15 protein-coding genes are annotated in these 17,923 nt (G+C 52.0%); 12 read left to right on the forward strand and 3 right to left on the reverse strand.

What is annotated here, in order from left to right:
- Window positions 1-666 precede the first annotated feature (666 nt).
- The 9 genes from ACFIOZ_RS09605 to ACFIOZ_RS09645 all read left to right on the forward strand — a co-directional run bounded on the left by ACFIOZ_RS09605 (window position 667) and on the right by ACFIOZ_RS09645 (window position 10,437).
- On the forward strand, window positions 667-1,263 hold the full coding sequence (locus tag ACFIOZ_RS09605; protein WP_386083526.1) for a nuclear transport factor 2 family protein: 597 nt from the start codon (window positions 667-669) through the stop codon (window positions 1,261-1,263).
- Window positions 1,264-1,476: 213 nt separating this feature from the next.
- Window positions 1,477-2,934 (forward strand): aldehyde dehydrogenase family protein, encoded by a 1,458-nt coding sequence (locus tag ACFIOZ_RS09610; RefSeq protein WP_386083528.1) that lies wholly within the window; start codon window positions 1,477-1,479, stop codon window positions 2,932-2,934.
- An 82-nt stretch (window positions 2,935-3,016) separates the two neighbouring features.
- On the forward strand, window positions 3,017-3,616 hold the full coding sequence (gene wrbA, locus ACFIOZ_RS09615; RefSeq protein ID WP_386083530.1) for an NAD(P)H:quinone oxidoreductase: 600 nt from the start codon (window positions 3,017-3,019) through the stop codon (window positions 3,614-3,616).
- A 733-nt stretch (window positions 3,617-4,349) separates the two neighbouring features.
- The gene (locus ACFIOZ_RS09620; RefSeq protein ID WP_386083532.1) at window positions 4,350-4,889 is read left to right on the forward strand and encodes a hypothetical protein; all 540 of its coding nucleotides are present in this window, start codon (window positions 4,350-4,352) and stop codon (window positions 4,887-4,889) included.
- Window positions 4,890-5,033: 144 nt separating this feature from the next.
- Complete coding sequence (locus tag ACFIOZ_RS09625) at window positions 5,034-5,951, forward strand: LysR family transcriptional regulator (protein WP_386083534.1); 918 nt, start codon at window positions 5,034-5,036, stop codon at window positions 5,949-5,951.
- Window positions 5,952-6,378: 427 nt separating this feature from the next.
- Window positions 6,379-8,094, forward strand: coding sequence for a sigma 54-interacting transcriptional regulator (locus ACFIOZ_RS09630; protein ID WP_386083536.1), 1,716 nt, complete (start codon window positions 6,379-6,381; stop codon window positions 8,092-8,094).
- A gap of 444 nt (window positions 8,095-8,538) precedes the next feature.
- Window positions 8,539-8,718, forward strand: a complete 180-nt coding sequence (locus tag ACFIOZ_RS09635) for a hypothetical protein (protein WP_386083538.1) — start codon at window positions 8,539-8,541, stop codon at window positions 8,716-8,718.
- Window positions 8,719-8,864: 146 nt separating this feature from the next.
- Window positions 8,865-9,041, forward strand: a complete 177-nt coding sequence (locus ACFIOZ_RS09640) for a hypothetical protein (RefSeq protein ID WP_386083540.1) — start codon at window positions 8,865-8,867, stop codon at window positions 9,039-9,041.
- Between the two features lie 817 nt (window positions 9,042-9,858).
- Window positions 9,859-10,437 carry an AraC family transcriptional regulator gene (locus ACFIOZ_RS09645; RefSeq protein WP_386083542.1) on the forward strand — a complete coding sequence of 193 codons (579 nt, stop codon included), beginning with the start codon at window positions 9,859-9,861 and terminating at the stop codon, window positions 10,435-10,437.
- Window positions 10,438-10,613: 176 nt separating this feature from the next.
- Here the strand turns inward: ACFIOZ_RS09645 and ACFIOZ_RS09650 are convergent, their stop codons facing one another.
- The 3 genes from ACFIOZ_RS09650 to ACFIOZ_RS09660 all read right to left on the reverse strand — a co-directional run bounded on the left by ACFIOZ_RS09650 (window position 10,614) and on the right by ACFIOZ_RS09660 (window position 12,991).
- The gene (locus tag ACFIOZ_RS09650; protein WP_386083544.1) at window positions 10,614-11,555 is read right to left on the reverse strand and encodes an LLM class oxidoreductase; all 942 of its coding nucleotides are present in this window, start codon (window positions 11,553-11,555) and stop codon (window positions 10,614-10,616) included.
- A 112-nt stretch (window positions 11,556-11,667) separates the two neighbouring features.
- Window positions 11,668-11,973 carry an antibiotic biosynthesis monooxygenase family protein gene (locus ACFIOZ_RS09655; protein WP_386083546.1) on the reverse strand — a complete coding sequence of 102 codons (306 nt, stop codon included), beginning with the start codon at window positions 11,971-11,973 and terminating at the stop codon, window positions 11,668-11,670.
- A 43-nt stretch (window positions 11,974-12,016) separates the two neighbouring features.
- Window positions 12,017-12,991 carry a zinc-dependent alcohol dehydrogenase family protein gene (locus ACFIOZ_RS09660; RefSeq protein ID WP_386083547.1) on the reverse strand — a complete coding sequence of 325 codons (975 nt, stop codon included), beginning with the start codon at window positions 12,989-12,991 and terminating at the stop codon, window positions 12,017-12,019.
- A 471-nt stretch (window positions 12,992-13,462) separates the two neighbouring features.
- On the opposite strand from ACFIOZ_RS09660, the gene ACFIOZ_RS09665 reads away from it, so the two are divergent.
- The 3 genes from ACFIOZ_RS09665 (at window position 13,463) to ACFIOZ_RS09675 (ending at window position 17,916) form a co-directional block, all read left to right on the forward strand.
- Entirely contained in the window at window positions 13,463-14,149 is a 687-nt protein-coding gene (locus tag ACFIOZ_RS09665; protein WP_386083549.1) for a hydrolase, read from the forward strand.
- Between the two features lie 189 nt (window positions 14,150-14,338).
- Window positions 14,339-16,234 (forward strand): amidohydrolase, encoded by a 1,896-nt coding sequence (locus ACFIOZ_RS09670; RefSeq protein WP_386083551.1) that lies wholly within the window; start codon window positions 14,339-14,341, stop codon window positions 16,232-16,234.
- 59 nt (window positions 16,235-16,293) lie between these two features.
- Window positions 16,294-17,916, forward strand: a complete 1,623-nt coding sequence (locus tag ACFIOZ_RS09675) for an MFS transporter (RefSeq protein ID WP_386083553.1) — start codon at window positions 16,294-16,296, stop codon at window positions 17,914-17,916.
- Window positions 17,917-17,923: the final 7 nt, after the last annotated feature.

The raw sequence follows: 17,923 nt of genomic DNA on the forward strand, positions 1-17,923 counted from the left end.
ACGCGTATGCGGTTGGAGAGCAACCGAACCCATGCGGTCACTATAGGTATTAAAAGAGGAATCCTAGATAGCACCTAGCGGTATTCCATATTACCCCCCCTTTGGGGAGGCCGCTCCTCTGTTTTCTGTGAAAAGGATTGATCGAATAACTTCCGTGAGGATTGGGAACTGGGCAAATGACGAAATTGCGCTCTCTTTTCATTATTTGGTTTCTCTGCATTCTGGTGGGCTGCTCCAAAGGGTTTTCGAGCGGGTGGGGCCGAGAATCTCCCGGTTTTGACTCTTCCGATACTTCGCCAGCCCATTATTCGCCTCAGTGCAATTGCCCTAACGACGCCATCTGAACATCTACCCTAGCGGTTCGCATGGGCTGGCGCAGGTTGATGCGGCTAATCTCAAACCCATACAAACCTCGGGCAGTCATCCAAGAATAAGCAGCGGTGCTTTGCGACAGTGATTAGGCAGGGGAGCATTGTCGTCGATGCTATTGGTAAATCAGACGTACTCATAGCAGAGAGATCATCATGACCTTACGTAATAGCCTGACGTCACTTCTCCACCCTGAAAGCTCAGCACTCATTTTATCGACCACCAACCCTATCAGCTCGTAAACGTGAACAGCCACGAACCGCAAGCGGTAGTTAACAAGATAAACGGAGAAAGATCATGAACACGATTGCTCAAGTGAAGTCGGTCGCTGCAATAATTGCGCTCACCGCTAGTATGACCGCCACATCCATTTTAACTGTCACCCCTGCCGCAGCACAGTCGACAAGTGACTCTCAGTCTGAAGCCTCACTCTCAGTTGTCATGGAGTTCCTGGCTAATACTACGCCCGATAAAGTTGAAGCTGCTGCAGAGAGGCTGGCTGCTCCCGACGCAACCTACATTTCTCTCAACTTCGACAATCCAGAACTCCAGCAAATCCTGCCTTGGACTGGCACAAACTACGGCCCAAAAGCCTTTAGTAGCTTATTCCTGCAGCTTGCGGAGTACTGGGAGACCGAAGACTTTACCGTCACTGATCAAATCGCTTCCGGCGAAGACGTCGCGATTTTTGGTACGTTCACCTATCGATCCTTAACGCTCGATCACGTTTTTACATCACCGTTTTCCATCCACGCCAAGGTTCGTGACGGAAAGATGACGTATTTCCAGTTCATGGAAGATACCTATGCTTCTGCCAGTTCGTTCCGGCAGTCCGGCTCGTGGACGGTGAAAACAGTTGAGGACAAAGCCCCTTTCACCGTGGGTGCAGAGTAACGATCTAGATATAGGCCGGTTGGTGTTTTGGGGACACTAACCAGAACGAACTGCCGGCCACCGCTTTCGAGGCATACGATTTGGCGCATTCGTTGTGGTCTGCCGACGCTTAGACCTTCTTCGATTTGCACCTCGGTGGTGACCAACATGCTGCGATTGCTGCAGCTGCCAAAGTCGCCAGTCTCTACGCTTAATTATCGAGGAACTGTCGCTATGAATAATACGCCTGTTTTGAACTGGATCGATGGTCTTTGGCTGGACTCCGGTGTTTATCAAGATTCCATCGACCCAGCGACCTATGAGGGAATTGGCCAATACGCTGAAGGTGGTTTGCATGAGGCGCAGCAGGGGATTGAAGCGGCTCAACGGTCATTCGCTGAAACGGCTTGGAAAGATGATCGCAACTTGCGTGCCCAGGTGCTGCTGGAGTTGGCTGACGCCTTTGAGCGCAATGCGGACGAACTGATCGCCATGCTTGCGTTGGAAAACGGCAAAGTAAAACCCGAAGCCACGTTCGAAGTCACTATGGTGCCCTCCAAGTTGCGCTACTACGCTGGTCTTGCTCGCGCTGAGTACGGTCGTGCGGCAGAGCCTAAACCCGGCAAAATCTCCATGGTGATTCGTCAAGCAGTTGGTGTCGCAGGCATCATCGTGCCTTGGAACTCGCCAGTCATACTGATGATTCGCTCTTTGGCGCCAGCCTTGGCTGCGGGTTGTACCACTGTCATCAAAATGCCTGGGCAAACAGCTCAAACCAACGCCTTGATGGCACGCATCATGAGCGAGTCGGTGTCGTTGCCGCGGGGTGTTATCAACCTGTTCAGCGAGCAAGGCGCAGCGGGTTCCATCCATCTGGTGGAGTCTCATCAGGTTCCGGTGATCAGTTTTACCGGCAGTACCACAACTGGCCGTGTAATATCCGCCGCCGGAGCGCAGTCGCTGAAGCGTTTTGGCATGGAGCTGGGCGGGAAAACGCCCATGCTGGTGTTTAACGATGCCGACCTCGAAGCAACAGTGCCAACGCTCGAAAAAGCCCTGACTGTATTTGCGGGCCAATTCTGTATGACGGGGTCGCGGTTGTTGGTACAGCGCGATATTGCTTCCGCGTTGATCGAACGTTTGGCCGCACGGCTGCAGGCCGTGTGCGTGGGGCCCGCTGCAGATCCAAATAGCGAGATGGGGCCTTTGATCGATAAGCCCAACGTTCAGCGCGTTAACCAAATAGTGGAAGAGGCCATTGCTGGCGGTGCCGAAGTCATCGTGCGCGGTGGTCCGGTAACGGAAGGGCCTCTGGCCAGCGGAGCGTTCTATCGACCAACACTACTGCGGGTGTCTGATCCCGAGATGCCGATTGTCCAGGTTGAGACGTTCGGTCCTGTGCTTACTGTCCAGGTATTTGATAGCGAAGCAGAGGCGATTGCTTTGGCCAACAACAGTGAGTTTGGCTTGGCAGCTAGTGTATGGACTCGCGATATCGATCGCTCTTTACGGGTTGCTCGCGAGCTGGAGGCCGGCACTGTATGGGTCAATGATTGGGCAGTGGTCTACGACGAGTTTGAGGAAGGTGGATTCAAGCAGTCAGGCCAGGGGCGTTTAAATGGAGTGGCGGCGATGGATGATTTCGTTGAATACAAACACATCGCTCTCAATCCCGGCTTACGTCGCCACTAGATCCAACTCGCTCGCCGATCTGAGCGCCCGCATGACGGGCAAAGCAAACGCAAAACACTTTTCACCTAAAGAGGAAGCGAAAATGACAAAGGTTCTTGTTCTCTATTACTCCATGTATGGTCACATCGAAACCATGGCGAACAAAGTTGCTGAGGGCGCTCGTAGCGTCGATGGCGTAGAGGTCACCGTCAAACGTGTCCCTGAAACCATGAATAACGAAGCCTTCAAGGCAGCGGGCGGAAAGGTCGACCAGGGCGCATCAGTGGCTACGCCAGCGGAGCTGGGCGACTATGACGCTATCATCGTCGGCACGCCAACCCGCTTCGGCAATATGGCCGGGCAAATGCGCACCTTCTTCGATCAGACCGGCGGTCTTTGGGCCAGGGGAGGTCTGGCAGGTAAAGTGGCGAGCGTGTTCACCTCAACCGGGACAATGGGCGGTCAGGAAATGACCATCACCTCTACCTGGACCACATTGGCGCACCACGGCATGATTATCGTGCCGATCGGCTACACCAACCCCAAGCTAGCTGATATCTCCCAGGTGAGTGGCGGCACGCCTTATGGTGCATCGACCATTGCGGGCGCTGATGGCTCTCGGCAACCTGATGATCGTGAGCTGGATATTGCCCGCCATCAGGGCGAATATGTCGCCTCCATTGCTTCTAAAATCAAAGGCTAGAGGCCCAATGCACTGCCGCTCGAACGAAATGGAAATCTTCAGCGGCAGTGAGATTGATAGTGGGTTGAATAGTGCGGTGACCTTAGTTACTTCCTGTCAAGAGGTGTGTCGATTCCGGACTCCCATCACACAGAGGGAGTGGCTCCCGACCTGCCGATACCCGACATGTTCGATTTCTTCCACGTACACGCCAGCCAGCAAGAACAGACTGGCATTTACCTCGTAGTTGAACACTTGTGAACCTGGTTTTATCCGCAAGAACGATCTCGAATCACGACGAACGCTTGGTGTTATCTCCTCACTGATTCGACAGGAGGTTCAAGCGGGTGGGGCGGAGAGTCTGCCGGTTTTGACTCTTTCGGTAGGTCGTTAGAGGCAATGTAGCCCAGCCTGGGTCGACCAATACGGAGGCTAACCCTGCCAACGGCGAGAGCGCTGATTTCCACAGTGGCGTTGATCAAATCCGCAAGGTGTCAAAATCGCTTAACCATATGATCAATGCAGTGTCCCACAGATAAACCCTGAATCCGATCCGCGTCGCATCAGTTATATTTCTATCCAGATGATAAGTTTAGGTTTTTATAGGGAATTGCTGCAATGGCATAGCCGTTGCTTGAGAATCGTCAGTCGCTTTGTGCACAACAACACTCAGCGGCATGTATTTGGTTACCACAGCCCACACGAACAGTAATAAAAACGATAAGCTGCCACGCAAATAAAAGGGGTATCAAGCATGTCTGAAATTGCTGGTGTAGTTGTCAGTCATATCATTCGCCCGGCCCATGAACAGGCATTTGTTGAATGGACAAAAAGAATGAGCGATGGCGTTCGCGCAGCGTCCGGCTTTCGCTCAATCATTCGGCTTGATCAAGGGCCGGCGATCTCCCATACGGTTGTACAGTTCGACTCTCAGGAGCAACTCGACACTTGGCTGGGATCAGACTTATTCCTGCTGTTGCGTGCGGAGGGCGTAAATTACTCATTGAGAACCATCCAGCCACAAGCAGGCCGCACTAACGCTGTCAGCATTCCAGGGGCAGCCAGTGCGCCCAAATGGAAGCAGGCGGCTGCGACGTGGCTCGGCGTCTATCCGACTCTTGTTGCGGTCAATGTAGTCATAGTCCGCCCCCTCGCAGACTCAGTGAATTGGCTCGTGCTCCTGACCGGTAGCTCGATGGTGCTCACTACCATTCTAACGTGGGTGATTCTGCCTCGTGTTCATCGAGCTCTACGCCCATGGATGTTCGCCGAGGCGGGCAAGGAGAGCCGTTAATTCAAATAGTCCTTAAATCCCACGTTAATCCAAAAACAGTGTTTTTATTCTATCCTTTGTATTTGAAGCATTTTACCGTCGTTAAAATGCTCTTCAACAGGAGCCCAGTGGTTGACTACGTACTTTTGCCTGTGGATCTGGAACGTGAATAAATTCTCTGAGATGCATGCTTTCGTCACAGTTGCAGACACTGGCAGTATTTCCGAAGCGGCTCGTCGTTTGGGTACGGGCAAGTCGATTGTCTCTAAGCGTTTGCAACAGTTAGAAAAACGTTTAGGAAGCGTCTTGTTAGAGCGTGGCCGGCAGGCTCGCCTCACTGAGTCTGGAGAGGTTTTTTATCGTCATTGCATCAGGATCCTCACTGAGGTTGAAGAAGCCGAGAATGCAGTGTTTACCTCACAGTCGACAGTTCGCGGGGGGCTGCGAGTAGCGGTTCCAATGGCTTTTGGTCTTCGCTATCTGACACCGATTCTGTCGTCTTTTGCTAGGCAATATCCGGAGTTGGATTTAGATCTTGAGTTCGACGACCGTCGCGTCAACTTGCACGAGGACGGGTTTGACGCAGCGATTCGAATTGGTGAACTACCGGATTCTTCGCTAGTGGCCAAGACTATTACCCCCAACCGCCATATCATCTGTGCCAGTCCTGATTACCTGAGTACGCACGGTACACCACAAACTCCGCAAGACTTGGCACAGCATTTCGCGATGCTTTACGTGAATCGAGAACCACATGGCATGTGGACGCTGCCGGTGAACAATACATTGGAGTCTTTCCGTGTGCGCTGCAGGATGCGTACTAATTGTGGCGACCAACTGATGGAGGCGGCCAAAGCGGGTCTTGGGCTCGCGATACTGCCCACCTTTCTGGCTGCGGAGGCCATTGTGGGCGGTGAACTGAGAGAAGTGCTGAAGCCCTATGCACCCCGTGGAGGCAATATCTCCGTAGTGTATCGTCAGTCGTATAGAACCTTGCCCAAGCTTCGGGCGCTCAGTAGCTTCCTCGGCGAACAAATTGGCAACCCGCCGATTTGGGATAAAATGCTGGCAACCCATATGTAGCTATAGCGTTGAGTCGTTCGAAAAAGACGGAATGTCGTTTCGCTTTCTTCGTCTTATGAAGAAGAAAATCTTGCTCTATTCTGTTTCAGAAGATCCGTTACCCGTGTCTGACAGGAAAATAGAATAGCAGCACAGCCTTGATCCTGAATCTTCGATTGTTTGTCGGCAAAAAAACAACGGTTATTCAGACCTTTCTTAAAAGCCTGTTACTACATTGGTCAAGCTGGGCGCCTATCATTGAAGGCGTTTAGTAAATATACGCATACAGCGAAGACTCAATCGACTCGAATCATTAAAATCACCCTTTAGGGTTGGAGAATGGTTACCCCATTGGGGCTGGGCGAGACTTTGGCATCGATACATACTGATAAATGATTCGTGACTTGAATCAATGGGCGTCTCTAGAAAACACATTCGGGGCTCGATTATGACTTCCAGCTTCAAGCCGGAGCTCAAGTACTCAGACTATCAGGACCTGAGCGAACAGATTCGCTTTCAAAGCACCGAGGGCAAGATCTGGTTCGGCGAGCAGCGCATGCTGCTGATGCAGGTGTCGGCAATGGCTAATTTCCGCCGTGAACTTGTCAATAGCCTTGGTATCGAACGCGCCAAAGGGTTCTTCTTGCGTTTTGGCTACCAGTCAGGCCTTAAGGACGCGGAAATGGCGCGCAAGCTCAGGCCAAACAGTCCGGACTCGGAAATGTTTCTGGTTGGGCCGCTACTGCACTCGTTGAAAGGCATGGTCAATGTGAAACCCATGCAGTTAGAGGTGAATCAGGAGACCGGCCACTTCTACTGCGAGTTTGAATGGATTGACTCTTTTGAAGTCGAGGCCTGCCAGACCGAGCTGGGCCTGATGAAGGAGCCTGTTTGCTGGTCCTTGCTAGGCTACGCGTGTGCGTACAGCTCATCGTTCATGAAACGTGAAATTATCATTCAGGAAACGAGCTGTCGCGGGTGCGGCGATGAGCGCTGCATTATTATTGGAAAGCCAGCTGAGGAATGGGAGAACGCCGCAGATTTTAAAAGGTACTTTCAAGCCGATCCAATCATTGAGGAGCTGTATAATCTTGAGTCGCAGATCAGCTCACTGCGCACCAGCTTGGAGAAGCAAGAAGGGCAGTTCTACGGTATCGGACAATCTTCTGCTTACAAGGATGTCTGCAATACGATCGACAAAGCAGCTCAGGGCAAGGTGTCGGTTCTGCTGCTGGGAGAAACCGGTGTCGGCAAGGAGGTCATCGCAAGGAGCGTGCATCTTCGCAGCGAGCGCGCTGAGCAAGCTTTCGTCGCGTTGAACTGTGCCGCCATTCCGCCGGAGCTAATTGAGGCCGAATTGTTTGGCGTCGAGAAAGGTGCTTATACCGGCGCAAATCAGACCCGCCAAGGGCGCTTCGAGCGTGCCAGTGGGGGAACCATTTTTCTGGATGAAGTGGTAGAACTAACGCCCCGAGCGCAGGCGACCCTGCTACGGGTATTGCAAGAGAGTGAACTTGAAAGAGTAGGAGACTCACGAACCCGCAAGGTCGATGTGCGAGTAATTGCTGCTACCAATGAGAGCCTCGCCGACGCGGTCGAGGCGGGTCGGTTTCGCGCGGATCTTTATTACCGCTTGAATGTGTTTCCGGTGCAGATCCCTCCTCTGCGCGACCGACTTGAGGATCTGCCGCTGCTGGTCGAGCACTTTCTAAACAAGCTTCATCTGCAGTACCAAAAGCGTACGCTAGGTTTATCAGATAAGGCTCTGGAACTGTGTCTCCATTACGCCTGGCCCGGAAATATCCGTGAATTGGAGAACGTACTTGAACGCGGTGTCATTCTCACCAACCACAACGAATCCATAGTACAAGAGGCACTCTTCGCGGCCTTCCCAAAGACATGCAATCCGCACGCTGATCGTCTCAACGCTAACGGTGCGCTGGTACAGGCTACAACAGATACGGAGAGTGCCGCCGATTGGGCCATGCAGATATTAGAAGAGAACGTAAACCTGGAAGTGGTGGAAGAACAGCTGATGCGAAGGGCTATGGAGCTTACGCAGCAAAATGTTTCGCAAGCTGCTCGCATGCTCGGCCTGTCCCGACCTGCACTGGCTTACCGTCTGAAGAAAATCGGCATCATCAACGACGTTGTTGCTCACTGATTTCAATCAGCTTTCTTTCGTGCGCCTCCCGGAGAATTTTGGCCGGTCTGCCATAAGTACCACCGCGACATTAATTAAATCCGCAACGCATCGCTTCTTCTTCACCATATCATCAATCCAGCCTGCCACAGCAAAGCACTGCCCTTTATCCAGGCCCACCAGTAACAATTGTATCAATTTGATAAATATATATTTTTAATAGAACTTGCTCAAGTGGCATAGCTGTTGCTTTAACACTATCAGTTGCTTTCTAAAAAACAACACTCAGCAGCATGTGTTTGGTTACAGGTTAGTAAAGCAGCCAATCTAGAGATCAATTAATACTATTGATCACTTTGTCAAGACTATTGATCACCAATAGTCATAACTTAGTAGGCAAAATACTTATCACCAAACAACATTAGTTGTCGTATAAGTAACTACTAATCATATGGGGTTTTTATCATGAAAATGTTAAACGCAGCTTTATTCATCGCATTAACACTTGCTTCAGGCATGGCACTAGCGGAGCGGGGTTCGGTTGAAGGTAACAGGATTATTTCTCCTGAGTCAACTTTGACTAAGCAACAGGACAGAGAAATTAATAAGTTTTCACCGTCTGAAGTACCTGCCAGAAATCGCTGAATGGCGCTAGTTTCATGGAAGATGCGTTGTAATGCTGGACAAAATTACACCTTAGATCTGCCCATCAACCACCCAATCAAGAAATTACTCAAACATTGTTGCTTTATCAAAATAAGGCAACTTAAATTAAGTAAAAGGAGTCAATCATGAAAATGTTAAACGCAGCTTCAATCATCGCATTAACATTTGCTTCAGGCGTAGCACTCGCAGAGCGAAGCTCGGGTGAATATAATCAGATTGTTTCTCCTGAATCAACTTTAACGCAACAACATAGTGAGGGAAAATATTTGTCACCGTCCGAGTTGACCGATAGAAACCCTTAAAGATGTGGATAGATAGATTGGTCGTAGCCAGTGTTGTCGGGCAGGTTTAGAACCCATAAGCCTGTCCGACACCTTTCAATATTTAGACTGCCTCAAATACTTGTGTTGTTTGACCGAAAATGAAAAAACTGCTTTTAAGAAATAAGTGTCGATAATAAAAGGTTTAAAACAGCTTTTATTATTGTAATAACGCTTGTTTCAGACGTCACACTCGCAGGGCGAAGCTTATGTGAAGATCCTCTATGTCTCCATTACGCCTGGCCCGGAAATATCCGCGAATTAGACTTTGTCTGAAAACTGGCTGTGCTCGACCATACTGCGTTAAAAAATCGGCTCGTGCGCGAGTCCGATCCGTCTTTTCGCCGATTTTTGCCTTACCTGGCCTTCGCTCGACGACTTTTGAGACAAAGCCTAGAGAATGTGATCGAACGCGGCTTCATCCTGACCGACATTAACGAAACCATAATACGAGACGCGCTCTTCGCGGTCTTCCCAATGACAGGGAAAGCACCGCAGTGGTATTGATCAAATCCGCAACGCTCCGCCATCGCTTTACCATATGATCAATCCAGCCTCCCACAGCTAAACTCTGGAATAGCATTATTTTGTATCAGCGGTAATTTTATCTATTTGATAAATATATATTTTTTTATATTGATCGCTCCAGCGGCATAGCCATTGCGTAGATGCTATCAGTCGCTTTGTACACACCAATCCTCAGCGGCATGTATTTAGTTGCCGGTGCGATCCTGCAAACAGTAGTTCTCGCAAGGCATGCCAATCTCATCTAGCAAGATTAAATAATCTGGAGAACTCTATGAGCAGGCCTGAATTTTTCGTTACTCCCAATGACGGTGAGAAAGCTTCATCCAGCCGCCCTGAGCTTGTAAAGCAGGTTAAACAACTGTTGACGTTGCTAATGGAAACAGAGCAGACGATTCATAGTGATCCTGATATTGCTTCGACTTATCTTGATCAGGCGATTGCCTTGCTGGCGGTCGATAATCAAAGCGAGCCTTCACCGTATAAACATAGGGGAGGGCTGGCACGCTGGCAGATATCACGTGTAGACGCATTCATAAGTGAGCATATCGACCACTGTATAAGGACAACCGATCTTGCATCATTGCTAGGTTTGAGCGCCAGCCACTTTTCACATGCGTTTAAACAAACAACGGGCGTCACTCCGCTAACGTACGTCGCTGCCGCGCGAGTGGAGGCTGCAAGGCAAGACATGCTGTGTTCGGCGCGCTCCTTGAGTGAAATTGCGCTAAGACATGGCTTTTGCGATCAGTCACATTTTTGTCGTGTCTTCAGACGCGAAACAGGCTTGGCGCCGCAAACCTGGCGAAAGCTGCATGCACCTAAAGCTCGGTTGCAGGCAGCCTTGATGTAAAAAGGGGAGGCCTAGCAGGTCTCTCTTTTTCTTTCGCGAAGCACCAAGAATTCGCCTGCGCTCTCCAACCTGGAGCAACTAATTCAAAAGTAACAGACATTACCAGGGCGCCGTTGGGTTAAATCCTAGGAATGGCGTCCCACTCATCACCCCATGTGTTGGTGTGTCTTGTTAGTTCAATGTGCTGAAAAGTGGGGAACCACAAATTCACCAATTTCCTGTACCACCTCGTGTGCAGGTCGTTTCCCATATTTGAGGTTTAGCGCGACATGGTTCACACCAATCTCTTGCAGGGCATTGAGGTAATCAATCAGGGAGCGGTAACCCGTTCGGAGTCCAAGGTGAATGGGAGTTGGTGGTTCATCGGGATTTTCAGAAAGATCGACATACAACGATTGTGAAAAGGGCTTGAAACCTTCGGTAAGTGACCGCCATGTCTGAATCGTCCGCGCTTGTTGGTCTACTTTTTGAGGATAATAGAGCCAACCATCTCCGTTTTGCGCGATCCATTCCAGCGACTGTCGCGAATTGCCTGTGATCAACACAGGTATGTCATTCAACATCGGCTTTGGCAATAAGTCGCCGCCCGACATGTTTACTCGTTCAGTCGAAATGGTAGGGAAGTCTTCCTTCCAAACCTGGCGAGACACTGCAAGCGTCTCGCGAAAGAGCTCGCTGCGAGTATCGATGGATGTCTGAAATGCTGAAAACTCTGAGGGCCTGTCACCCGTTGCTAGTCCTAGGATTAGGCGCTGACCGGATAGACGATCAGCTGACGCCGCCGCCTTTGCAATATGCAGCGGGTGTCGAAGAGTGCTGACAATGCTACCCGTGGCAAGCGCGATACGGGATGTGTGTGCCATTACATAACCCATAAATACCCATGGATCATAAATATGGCCGACATCACCAAATGAAGGAACGTTCAGGAAAACGTCTCTAAAGAAGAGGGCAGAAAAGCCAGATGACTCTGCCATTTTGGCTGTTTTGATCTGTTGTTCGATGTTCATCTCGGGGACTGAGCCCGAATAAGATTCAATAGCGAAGAAAAGCCCGAGGGTCATTTTTTCTTCTTTGAACATCGTAGAATAACCACGATGGTTAGAGAAGTCAGTCATTTGAGAGCTCCCGATAGACGTTATTTAAGATAAAGTTACATAAAGGAAAATGCCCTAAAAAATTCATAATGAAAGTTTTAAAAAGTTTCAGCGTGCCGGAACATGGATAATGTTAGGGGCAGCTTTTACTAAACTGCCCCTCGATATGGTAGACCTTCGGTTCCTCCGCAAAATACGCTTCTAAACCCATCATGAACATCTGATGATCTTCACTCTCTTCGAAGCCTGGCGTGTGATCCTCAAGCGACGCCCATCGCACGATCAGGTTGAATAACTCGGGCGTTTCAATCCCTTGCGCGAGCATGTGGCCGCCATAACCCTTGGCGCGGGTGAGCAAGGGCGCGACCTTGTCAAAGGCACGCTTGAACTGTTCAACGTGTTCTTTGTGAACGGGCAGCAGAGCGATTTCATAAACCATGGGATACTCCCTCAAGTTGAGTTCAACGGTTAAACATTCGCACTTACGAGACGAGCGATGGCTCGACGGCAATTGCGATTTTTCCCCGGAGGCCGTTGTTGGGAGTCTCCAGTAGGGCATGGGCGTCTGGAATATCGGCAAGTGAGTAGACCGCGCCTACATGTGGCTGCAGCTGACCGCGGGCTATCAATGCGCTCAGCTCATCAAGCTTGCCGCGGTTTTGTCGAGTGAAAACGAAGTGATAACTGGCGTTCTTGCCCCAGGCCTCCACAAGGTTTTGCGGTTGGGCAATGTCCACAATCGAGACCACGCGGCCAAGTTGAGCGAGCGCGTCGGGGCTGCGCGATAGTGTGTCACCGCCGATGGTGTCGAACACTACATCGACGCCGTGGCCACCGGTTTCCCGCAGGATGGCGTCAACGTAATCCTCTTTCCTGTAGTCGATGACCACATCGGCACCCAGATTCCGCGCGAACTCAAAATTTGCTTCACGCACGGTGGTGAACACCCTGGCACCCATTGCTTTTGCCACCTGAATCGCCACATGGCCGACGCCTCCCGCGCCGCCGTGCACCAGGATGCTTTCCCCCACTCTGAGCGCCGCACGCACGACCAATGCTTCCCACACCGTCCCACCAACCAGGGTCAGGCTGGCCGCTTCGAGATGACTCAGCGAGGGTGGTTTCTTCCCGATGATGCTCTCGGCTGCAACGTGGTACTCGGCATAACTTCCTGGGCCGTCAAAAATTTGTGGGGTGTACCAGACCTCGTCGCCTGGCACAAAGCTCGTCACACCTGGCCCAACGGCTTCGACAACACCTGATACGTCATGCCCGGTGATGGCCGGCAGCGGTACCAGGTCTGGGTAGTCGCCACGTCGCACCTGGTAATCCAGTGGATTGATGGAGGTTGCGTGTACTCGCACCAGCACTTGTCCCGCCTGCGGCACTGGCTTGGGTACCTCGCTAAGCTCGAACGCTTCCGGGCCGCCAAATGCTTTGAGTATCTGCGCTTTCATTTTAGAGCCTCACTTCGAGAAAGGGATATCGGGATGTTTTTCGATGGATGGAGTTGATGGCCGACGGTAATAATTCCCCCGGCTAGTCACTCTCGCAAAACATCGCCGCTTGTTATTGGATGACTCGCTGAATTGGGATGAATATGTGATGAGCGATACCCAAACACCGTTCGGGCGCCGTAATCTTTTTTTCTGCGGATAAACGCCAGCACGTCAGTGTTGGCTTGAGCTTCAAACGGTATTGCCCTTCAAAAAGCTATGCTGCCCCGAGCACCACTAGCCCCGCGACCTAGGTGGTTTTGGGTTCGCCGCGCCTTACTTACACCGAAGTATCAGATGGTTGGATCGTTCAGATAGAGGATCACACAATTGTCCCAAACCAAGATTGTCGTCCAATCTTAAGCAGGGGTGGGCTGCAATAGTGAATGGCCGTTTCACGACTTCCATCACATCCGTCATAAGGTGAGCCCAATGCAGAACCCCAAGCTTGAAGTCCTTACGCCCAGTAATTCACAGTTAATCTTCATCGACCAACAGCCGCAGATGGCCTTTGGCGTTCAGTCAATTGACCGCCAAGCTTTGAAGAACAATGTCGTTGGCTTGGCCAAGGCTGCGAAAGTGTTCGGTATCCCAACGATCATTACCACCGTCGAGACCGAAAGCTTTTCGGGTCATACCTATCCCGAACTGCTGGGAGTATTTCCTGATGCGCCCATTCTCGAACGCACCTCGATGAACTCCTGGGATGACCAGAAAGTGCGCGATGCACTCAAGCAAAACGGCCGAAACAAAGTCATCGTTTCGGGTCTTTGGACGGAAGTCTGCAATACCACTTTCGCGCTCTCGGCGATGCACGATGCCGGATACGAAATCTATATGGTGGCTGACGCCTCCGGCGGCACCAGCCAGGCGGCCCACGATTTCGCGATGCAGCGGATGATCCAGGCTGGGGTGGTGCCGGTGACATGGCAACAAGTTTTGCTGGAGTGGCAGCGTGACTGGAAAAACCGCGATACCTACGACGCGGTGATGGCGGTGGTGAAAGAGCATTCCGGCGCTTACGGCATGGGTGTTGATTATGCCTACACCATGGTGCACAAGGCCAATGAACGAGTAGAGCACGGACCTACTCTGGCTCCCGTTCACGCTGAGATTTAGGTTGTTATGGGGCGGCTTTGGCCGCCCTAATCCTAATTCTAATATTAAGTTAAATTTGCACCCAGCGGTTGGGAGCATCGCGCCAAAACGCCGGTGGTGCTGAGACGGCTATAACACTCTTGCTGGTAATCGTGCAGTGGATCAGAGCCTAGCGCCTCTACAGCACCCCTTAACAAAGGAGTATCCACTATGTCCGATTCTGCTCCCGACATTATCTTTCATAATGGCCAGATCACGACGCTTGATAGGGCAAACCCTAATGCCACTGCCGTTGCGATCAAAAATGGCAGGTTTCTGGCCGTCGGCTTGGATCAAGATATCATGGCCTTGGCCAGCCCAGGCACCCAGGTCGTTAATCTTCAGCGGCGTAGCGTGCTGCCTGGTCTGTTCGACAACCATACCCACGTGGTGCGCGGCGGTTTGAACTACAACCTCGAGCTGCGCTGGGACGGCGTACGCTCGCTGGCTGACGCAATGGATATGCTCAAGCGCCAAGTTGCGATCACCCCGGCACCACAATGGGTGCGCGTGATTGGTGGTTTTACCGAACATCAGTTTGTAGAAAAACGCCTGCCGACCCTTGCAGAAATTAATGCGATCGCCCCTGACACCCCCGTTTTCCTTATGCACCTGTATGACCGTGCACTACTTAATGGGGCTGCCTTACGCGCCGCAGGCTATAGCAAAAATACGCCCGAGCCACCCGGCGGCCAGATCACTCGCGATGCCAACGGCAACCCCACTGGCCTTTTGTTGGCCAAGCCCAACGCAATGGTTCTTTACTCCACCCTTGCCAAGGGGCCGAAATTGCCTTTCGACTACCAGGTCAATTCCACACGCCACTTCATGCAAGAGCTTAACCGTCTAGGCGTGACCGGCGTGATCGATGCGGGTGGAGGTTTCCAGAATTACCCAGAAGACTATGAAGTTATCCAGAAGCTTTCCGATGAAGGCCAGATTACTGTTCGTATAGCCTACAACCTATTCACTCAGAAACCGAAGGAGGAAAAGGAGGACTTTCTAAACTGGACCTCCAGCGTGAAGTATAAGCAGGGCGATGACTATTTCCGCCACAACGGCGCCGGCGAGATGCTTGTGTACTCGGCGGCCGACTTCGAGGATTTCCGTGTCGAGCGCCCCGACATGCCGCCAGAAATGGAAGGCGAGCTGGAAGAGGTGGTGCGTGTGCTGGCACAGAACAGATGGCCCTGGCGGTTGCACGCCACCTACGACGAAACCATTACTCGAGCGCTGGATGTTTTCGAAAAGGTTAACCAGGACATCCCGCTGGCGGGCATTAACTGGTTCTTCGATCACGCCGAGACTATCTCAGACAAATCCATCGACCGCATCGCCGAGCTGGGAGGTGGTATCGCAGTACAGCATCGTATGGCTTATCAGGGCGAATATTTCGTTGAACAGTATGGTGCCCGTGCCGCTGAGGCGACACCACCCGTCAAACGCATGCTCGAGAAGGGCGTTAACGTTTCGGCAGGTACCGATGCTACCCGTGTGGCCTCCTATAATCCCTGGGTCTCGCTGTCGTGGATGATCACCGGCAAAACGGTCGGCGGACTCGGCTTATATCCGCGAGATAATCTGCTCGACCGCGAGACGGCGCTGCGCATGTGGACCGAGAATGTGGCTTGGTTCTCTAACGAGGAAGACAAGCGCGGCCGCATCGAGGCTGGACAGTTCGCTGACTTTATCGTACCGAGTAGAGACTTTTTCAGCGTGCCTGAAGATGAGATCTCCTTCTTGACCTCCGTCCTGACAGTCGTCGGGGGACGCATTGTCTATGGTGACCATGATTTTGCTCCTCTGGACGACAATTCACTGCCGCCTGCCATGCCTGACTGGTCGCCGACACGCACCTTTAAGGGCTACGGTGCCTGGGGCGAGCCCGAAGGTGCAGGAAAAAACTCTTTGGCACCGCTGCACGCCCAAGCAATGGCCAGCTGTGGCTGTGCTAGCGCCTGTGGTCTACACGGCCATGATCATGCCCGGGCATGGGTATCTAACGCGCCGACGTCGGATCTGAAAGGCTTCTTCGGGGCTCTAGGCTGCTCTTGCTGGGCCGTGTGAAAGGGAAACCTCATGCATCGATTGGCACAAAGACTCCATGGCTTGCAGGGATGAAAGACATGAATAAGACTCCTTCCACGCCTCTTTCTTTAACGTCGGACAATGCGTTTGCTCCTTTGCGGCAAAGGCTATTTGCCGTACTCTGGGCGGCCACCATCATCGGCAGCATTGGTAGTTTCGTGCGTGATGTTACCAGTGCCTGGCTGGTAACTGATTTATCCCCCTCTCCAGCAGCCGTTGCTATGGTGCAGGCCGCCGCGGCTCTGCCGGTTTTTCTCTTGGCGATCCCCGCAGGCGTGCTATCCGATATGCTCGACCGGCGTAAGTTGCTGATCTGCGTCCAGCTTCTACTTGCTGGTGTCAGCGTCTGCCTTGTCATTCTATCGCTTCTCGATCAGCATTCCGTGGCATCACTGATAATGCTGACGTTTATAGGGGGCATAGGCGTTGCCCTGATGGGGCCAACTTGGCAGGCTATCGTCCCCGAGCTGGTAGACAAGAAAGACTTCAAGAACGCAGTGGGACTCAACTCGCTGGGGGTTAACATTGCTCGTGCTGTTGGGCCTGCTTTGGGTGGGTTGCTGCTGGCCAGCATGGGGGCAGCGTTTACCTATGGAGTAGACGTTCTAAGCTATGTATTTGTCATCGCTGCGCTCATTTGGTGGAAACGGCCAGCAACGCACCGGGATGTGTTGTCTGAACGCTTCCCAGGTGCTTTCCGTGCCGGGCTTCGTTATGCCCGCGCCAGCCGTGAATTGCATGTTGTGCTACTACGTGCGTTTCTCTTTTTTGCTATGGCCAGCTCAGTCTGGGCATTGTTGCCGTTGGTGGCGCGTCAGCTACTGAACGGCGGCCCTGGCTTCTATGGCGTTTTACTTGGGGCCGTGGGTGTGGGCGCAATCGCAGGGGCGGTTGTTATGCCTCGCCTGCGTCTTTACCTTAGCCCCGACGGCCTACTTCTCACCTCAGCATTAGTCACTTCGGCCGTTATGGCGTTGTTATCCCTAGCGCCGCCCAAATGGCTCGCTGTGTCCTCCTTATTGATCCTTGGTGCTGCTTGGATTACAGCGTTGACGACGCTCAACGGTGTCGCCCAGGCAATTCTTCCCAACTGGGTACGTGGCCGCTCTCTGGCGGTATATCTGACCGTGTTTAATGGCGCTATGGCCGCAGGCAGTTTGGCATGGGGGATCATCGCTCAAGGGATTGGTGTGCCGTTGGCGTTACTATCTGGCGCGGCGGGGCTAGCTGCGATCGGATGTATTGCACATCGTATCAAGCTGCCCAAAGGCGAATCCGATTTAATGCCTTCGAATCACTGGCCCGAGCCATTAACGGCCACTCCCGTTGAGTATGACCGAGGGCCGGTACTTATCCAGATAGAGTACCGCGTAGCCCTCGAAGATCGTTCAGCCTTTCTGAAATTATTGGCTAAGCTCTCAGCTGAAAGACGGCGCGATGGCGCCTATGCCTGGGGCATTACCGAGGACTCTGCTGATCCCACCTTTCTGCTGGAGTGGTTCCAGGTTGAATCTTGGGCCGAGCATCTGCGTCAACATAAGCGCGTTTCTAAATCAGCTGCCGATATCCAAGAGGAAGTCCTGCGTTTCCACCAAGGGGAGGAAGGCCCTGTTGTGCGCCATTTCCTGACGTTTAATCATCCACATGAAGGCAGAGCATAAGAGCTTT

Source organism: Vreelandella sp. F11, assembly GCF_042466685.1.
GTDB lineage: Bacteria > Pseudomonadota > Gammaproteobacteria > Pseudomonadales > Halomonadaceae > Vreelandella.

What these genes read in the sequence shown, in the direction of transcription:
- ACFIOZ_RS09605 (WP_386083526.1), top strand. Translation starts at nt 667, where the DNA reads ATGAACACGATTGCTCAAGTGAAGTCGGTCGCTGCAATAATTGCGCTC.
- ACFIOZ_RS09610 (WP_386083528.1), top strand. Translation starts at nt 1,477, where the DNA reads ATGAATAATACGCCTGTTTTGAACTGGATCGATGGTCTTTGGCTGGAC.
- wrbA (WP_386083530.1), top strand. Translation starts at nt 3,017, where the DNA reads ATGACAAAGGTTCTTGTTCTCTATTACTCCATGTATGGTCACATCGAA.
- ACFIOZ_RS09620 (WP_386083532.1), top strand. Translation starts at nt 4,350, where the DNA reads ATGTCTGAAATTGCTGGTGTAGTTGTCAGTCATATCATTCGCCCGGCC.
- ACFIOZ_RS09630 (WP_386083536.1), top strand. Translation starts at nt 6,379, where the DNA reads ATGACTTCCAGCTTCAAGCCGGAGCTCAAGTACTCAGACTATCAGGAC.
- ACFIOZ_RS09635 (WP_386083538.1), top strand. Translation starts at nt 8,539, where the DNA reads ATGAAAATGTTAAACGCAGCTTTATTCATCGCATTAACACTTGCTTCA.
- ACFIOZ_RS09640 (WP_386083540.1), top strand. Translation starts at nt 8,865, where the DNA reads ATGAAAATGTTAAACGCAGCTTCAATCATCGCATTAACATTTGCTTCA.
- ACFIOZ_RS09645 (WP_386083542.1), top strand. Translation starts at nt 9,859, where the DNA reads ATGAGCAGGCCTGAATTTTTCGTTACTCCCAATGACGGTGAGAAAGCT.
- ACFIOZ_RS09650 (WP_386083544.1), bottom strand. Translation starts at nt 11,555, where the DNA reads ATGACTGACTTCTCTAACCATCGTGGTTATTCTACGATGTTCAAAGAA.
- ACFIOZ_RS09655 (WP_386083546.1), bottom strand. Translation starts at nt 11,973, where the DNA reads ATGGTTTATGAAATCGCTCTGCTGCCCGTTCACAAAGAACACGTTGAA.
- ACFIOZ_RS09660 (WP_386083547.1), bottom strand. Translation starts at nt 12,991, where the DNA reads ATGAAAGCGCAGATACTCAAAGCATTTGGCGGCCCGGAAGCGTTCGAG.
- ACFIOZ_RS09665 (WP_386083549.1), top strand. Translation starts at nt 13,463, where the DNA reads ATGCAGAACCCCAAGCTTGAAGTCCTTACGCCCAGTAATTCACAGTTA.
- ACFIOZ_RS09670 (WP_386083551.1), top strand. Translation starts at nt 14,339, where the DNA reads ATGTCCGATTCTGCTCCCGACATTATCTTTCATAATGGCCAGATCACG.
- ACFIOZ_RS09675 (WP_386083553.1), top strand. Translation starts at nt 16,294, where the DNA reads ATGAATAAGACTCCTTCCACGCCTCTTTCTTTAACGTCGGACAATGCG.